4 protein-coding genes are annotated in these 4795 nt (G+C 62.5%); 2 read left to right on the forward strand and 2 right to left on the reverse strand.

Annotated elements, in window-relative coordinates:
- Positions 1–1135: efflux RND transporter periplasmic adaptor subunit (locus tag ENZ75_RS21295; RefSeq protein WP_127232103.1), on the reverse strand; the 1135-nt coding region annotated here is incomplete at its 3' end.
- Positions 1136–1280: 145 nt separating this feature from the next.
- Here ENZ75_RS21295 and ENZ75_RS21300 point away from each other — a divergent pair.
- Positions 1281–1814: a TetR/AcrR family transcriptional regulator gene (locus tag ENZ75_RS21300; protein ID WP_024503025.1), complete on the forward strand. Its 534-nt coding sequence runs from the start codon at positions 1281–1283 to the stop codon at positions 1812–1814.
- A 124-nt stretch (positions 1815–1938) separates the two neighbouring features.
- Positions 1939–3540, forward strand: coding sequence for an inorganic phosphate transporter (locus ENZ75_RS21305; RefSeq protein ID WP_063170349.1), 1602 nt, complete (start codon positions 1939–1941; stop codon positions 3538–3540).
- 426 nt (positions 3541–3966) lie between these two features.
- Here ENZ75_RS21305 and ENZ75_RS21310 read toward each other — a convergent pair.
- Positions 3967–4795, reverse strand: an 829-nt coding sequence (locus ENZ75_RS21310) for a DUF3734 domain-containing protein (protein ID WP_128278291.1), incomplete at its 5' end; no start/stop codon positions are given.

The following is a 4795-nucleotide window of genomic DNA, read 5'->3' on the forward strand; positions in this document are numbered from 1 at the left end:
GCTTGTCACCTTCCGCCGCCGGCTTGGCCCCATCGGCAGCCTTGTCAGTTGGCTTTGCCGCATCGGCGGCAGGCTTGGCTGCATCAGCCGCCGGCTTCATGGCATCGGCCGGCTTGGTGTCCGCAGGCTTGGCGTCAGCCGATTTGTCGGCTGCCGGCGCAGCGGGTTTTTCCTCCGGCTTGGCAGCTGGCGCTGTCTCGGCGGGCTTGGCTGGCTGCACCACGAAGATGTAGTCGCCATAGAGACTTGTCGTCAGCGCCGTCTGCGGCAGGGTCAGCACGTTCTGCTCTTCGGGCAGCTCGACACGCACCTGCACGAACTGGCCGGGGGTCAGCTTGCCATCGGGATTGGCGACTTCCGCCCGGATGTTCACCAGCCGGCTGGACGAGTCGATCTTCGGGTCTATGCCACGAATGGCGCCTGCGAATGGCCTGTCCTCGCCGCCAAAGCCCAATCGAATCGTCTGGCCGATCTTGAGCAAGGCGAGTTGCTGTTCGGGAACCGTGAAATCGACCCGCATCGTGTCGAGGTCCTGCAATGTCACCACGGCGGTGCCGGGCGCCAGATACTGGCCGACATCGATCTTCGGGATACCCACCGTGCCGCCGAAAGGCGCCGTCAGCTGCTTCTGGTCGAGCACGGCCTGCAGCTTGGTGACTTGGGATGCCGAGGCCGAGGCCGCCGCACGCGCCGTGTCCAGCGTCGAGTCGGAGCCAACGCCACGCCTGGTCAGTTCGATGGCGCGGGCAAGTGAGGTCTGGTCTAGCGCGGCCTGCGCCTTCTGTGCATCGAGGTCGGCGCGCTCGACGGCGTCATCGAGTTGCAGCAGAACCGCATTGTCCGCCACCTTCTGGTTGGCATGGAAAAGGATGTCCTTGACGATACCGGTAGTCTCGACCGTCAGGTCGACACCGCGCACCGCCTTGACCGTGCCGATCGCCTCGACGCCTGGCGTCCAGGCCGAAGGCTTGGCGATGGTCGTCGAAACGGTTGCCGCCGGCGGCTTCATCGATGCGAAGTACTGCTTGATGCCGTTGTCGCGCAGGAAGTTGAAGCCGACGATGCCGCCGACCACGACGACGAGCAGGGCCAGAACCAGAACAATGATAAAGATACGGAGTATGCGCTTGAACAAGGAAGTCCCCTCAGTCGAAATCCGGCGCGAAGCGCGGATATCGGGACACATACCGACTGCGGGTCCCGATTTCAAATAATGGCGGTCTTCCTGTACCGTCTGGACGGTCTTGTCAATTGGGCCTAAGCTTGCGATGGGAGGCACCATGAGAGCCCAAAGACCGAATTCGCGCGAGAAGATTCTCGCCGCGGCGGCTGATGTTGCCCGGGAATCCGGACCAGGCAGCCTGTCGCTGGATGCCGTCGCCAGCCGTGCCGGCGTGTCGAAGGGAGGGCTCCTCTACAATTTCCCGACCAAGGCCAAATTGATGCAAGGTTTGGTCGAAGGCTATCTGCGCGAGTTCGAGCACGCGCTGGAAGCCGCCAGCACAAATGACAAGGACGAAAATCCCCTGGCCGTCTACATCAGGCTGTCGGCCAATGATTGCGAGGAAAAGCAGCCGTCGGCGTCCTGGATCTTCTCGGCCATCGCCGAGGATCCCGATTTCATGATGCCGATAAAGACCTTCAAGCGGCAGCTTTTCGAGCGGCTGAAGGGCGAGACGCCGGATCTCAAATCGCTGTTGATCTGCTATCTCGCCATCGAGGGATTGCGCAGCATGAACCTCTTCGATTCGGATGTCCTGTCGAAAGACGAGCGCCAGTTGTTGGTATCGTCGCTGCTCGAGATTGCCAAATAGGCGCCGCCCACCCGCTTTTCGGCAGGCCTGTTCGTGAACGCGGCGTTCGCCGGCGTCACACAGGGTTCATCGTGCGGACATAGCGTCTTCCCAGTTCTTTGCTGCAATGCATCTGGAGTGGGACATGGTGGACATAGTTTCTAGCGAGGCGGGCATTCCGAGACCGGATCATCCGCTGGATCAATCGGGCAGCGCGAAGTGGTTCCTGCCGGCCTTCGGCGTGCTGGTGCTCGTCGGCATCGCCTATGTCGGCTACGCGCTCAGCCAGGATCTTGCGGTGGCCAAGACCGTGCCGTGGATCCTGCTTGGCATCGCCTTGCTGATCGCGCTCGGCTTCGAGTTCGTCAACGGCTTCCATGACACCGCCAATGCGGTGGCGACGGTCATCTACACGCGCTCGATGCCGGCCGAATTCGCCGTCATGTGGTCGGGCGCCTTCAATTTCCTCGGGGTTCTCACCTCCAGCGGCGCGGTCGCCTTCGGCATCCTGTCGCTGCTGCCGGTCGAGCTGATCCTGCAGGTCGGCTCGTCCTCGGGCTTCGCCATGGTGTTCGCGCTGCTTGTGGCGGCGATCCTGTGGAATCTCGGCACCTGGTTCCTCGGACTGCCGGCGTCGAGCTCGCACACGATGGTCGGTTCGATCATCGGCGTCGGCCTTGCCAACCAGTTCATGGCGCCCGCCGGCAGCGCCACCAGCGGCGTCGACTGGTCGCAGGCGACCAATGTCGGCGTCACCCTGCTGGTGTCGCCGATCATCGGCTTCTTCGCCGCGGCGATCCTGCTCTATGTAATGAAGCTGCTGGTGCGCAATCCGGCGCTCTACGAGGCGCCGAAGGGCAACACGCCGCCGCCATGGTGGATCCGTGGCCTGCTCATCTTCACCTGCACCGGCGTCAGCTTTGCGCACGGCTCCAATGACGGACAGAAGGGCATGGGCCTGATCATGCTGATCCTGATCGGCGTCGTGCCGACGGCGTATGCGCTGAACCGCACCCCCGACATCAACTATCTCGAAGCCTACAAGTCTGCTTCGGTCAGCGTCGAAACGGCGCTGGGCAAATATGCCAAGCCCGGCGTCACCGTCGCCGATGCCAAGGCCGCCGTCCAGGATGCCGTGCGCACCAGGACATGGAGCGACCAGACGACGGTTGCGCTGCAGACCTACATCCACAACACGACGGCTGGCCTGCAGCCCTATGCCTCGGTCGAGACGGTGCCGACCGATCTGGTCAGCAACGCCCGCAACGACATCTATTTGATCGGCGAAGCGCTCAAGCTGATCGACAAGAAGCAGCTGCTGCCGATGGAGGCGGCCGATCTGAAAGCGGTCACCGACTATCACAAGGCCGTCGACAACGCGACGAAGTTCATCCCGATCTGGGTGAAGGTCGCCGTCGCGCTGGCGCTCGGCCTCGGCACCATGGTCGGCTGGAAACGCATCGTCGTCACGGTCGGCGAGAAGATCGGCAAGAGCCATCTGACCTACGGCCAGGGTGCGGCGGCCGAACTCGTGGCGATGGTGACCATCGGCATGGCCGATCGGCTGGGACTGCCGGTGTCGACGACTCATGTGCTGTCGTCGGGCGTTGCCGGAACGATGGCGGCGAACGGTTCGGGGCTGCAATGGGCGACGGTGCGCAATCTGCTGCTTGCCTGGGTGCTGACGCTGCCGTGCTCGATCACGCTGGCCTTCGTGCTGTTCATCATCTTCCGCCAGGTGTTCTGAGCCGAGCGTAAGCTTCCGAACAAAAGGCAGCGCCGGGTGACCGGCGCTGCCTTTTTTCTTTAAGTGAGCACTGCGTTCAAGGGGTGAAGACGTATTCGTTTCTGTTGACGTGGAACATGCCTAGGAAATTGCCGAAACGCCTTTCGCTTCGTCATCCTGTGGCGGAGCAGGGAGCGAAGCGACGCGGCGCAGACCATAGGATCCATGCCGCGACTCCTGAGCGTTGCCGCGGTGCAGAATTCTGCTCCGCTGCACTCCGTGGCAAAGGTCACGGCATGGATCCCAGGGTCTCCGCGACGGAGCTTCGCTCCTGCTTCGCCCAAGGATGACGAAGTTTGGAGGCGTCGGCCAATCTCGAGCGTTGGCGATGGCCGTTCAAACGAATCCTGGCCAACAACGCTGAACCGTTGGGCATAACCGGCCTGGCTACGTCGGGTCTTCGCGATGCAGGTCATGGATGGCCACACCGTCGACATTGGTCGGCATCGTCAGCCACTCACGATGGCGCAAGGTGCGCTGCGTGTCCTCCAACCCTGTCTCCCAATGCTCGCGCATCGAGGTGCCTGAGAACTCATAGTCCTTGGCGTGACCCTCATAGCCCTTGTGCTGATAGATCAGGTGCACGATGTTGACGGTGCCGGCGTCCGAATAGTCCTCGATCAGCGCTTCCTCGGCCGGCGTCCGCAACTCCTTCGGCACCCGTTTCAGTGCATCGAGCAGGCGCATCTTGAGACCGTGGATGCGTTTGAAATTGTCGGTGTTTTGCCGTGTGCGGCTTGAATACATGATGTCCTTGTGGCGCGACAGCACGTCCGGCATGCTGCGCGGCAGGACGCCTCGCGCGCTGAACAGGTCGACCTGGAAAACCAGCGAGGAACGGTCCTCTTCCTGGTCGAGCAGATATTGCAGCGGCGTGTTGGAGACGATGCCGCCGTCCCAGTAATATTCGCCTTCGATGCGGATCGACGGGAACGCCGGCGGCAGCGCGCCGCTGGCCATGATGTGCTCCGGTTCGATGCGGACCTTGTCGGTGTCGAAATAGACGAAGTTGCCGGTCCGGACGTTGACCGCGCCGACGCTCAACCGCTTCTTGCCGTCGTTGAGGATGTCGAAGTCGATCAGGCTTTGCAGCGTCTCCTTCAGCTCGGCCGTGTCGTAGAAGCTGGTGGCGCCCTCGGCGCCGGGCTGCTCCATCCAGGGGTTAGGATTGCGCGGCTTGAAGAAGCCCGGCTGCCCCATGACCATGGTCATCCAC

Origin of the sequence: Mesorhizobium sp. M7A.F.Ca.CA.002.04.1.1, assembly GCF_004022805.1 — a bacterium.
GTDB lineage: Bacteria > Pseudomonadota > Alphaproteobacteria > Rhizobiales > Rhizobiaceae > Mesorhizobium > Mesorhizobium ciceri.

Excerpts from the sequence above, each read along its gene's own strand:
- ENZ75_RS21300 (WP_024503025.1), top strand. The coding sequence starts at position 1,281 with ATGAGAGCCCAAAGACCGAATTCGCGCGAGAAGATTCTCGCCGCGGCG.
- ENZ75_RS21305 (WP_063170349.1), top strand. The coding sequence starts at position 1,939 with ATGGTGGACATAGTTTCTAGCGAGGCGGGCATTCCGAGACCGGATCAT.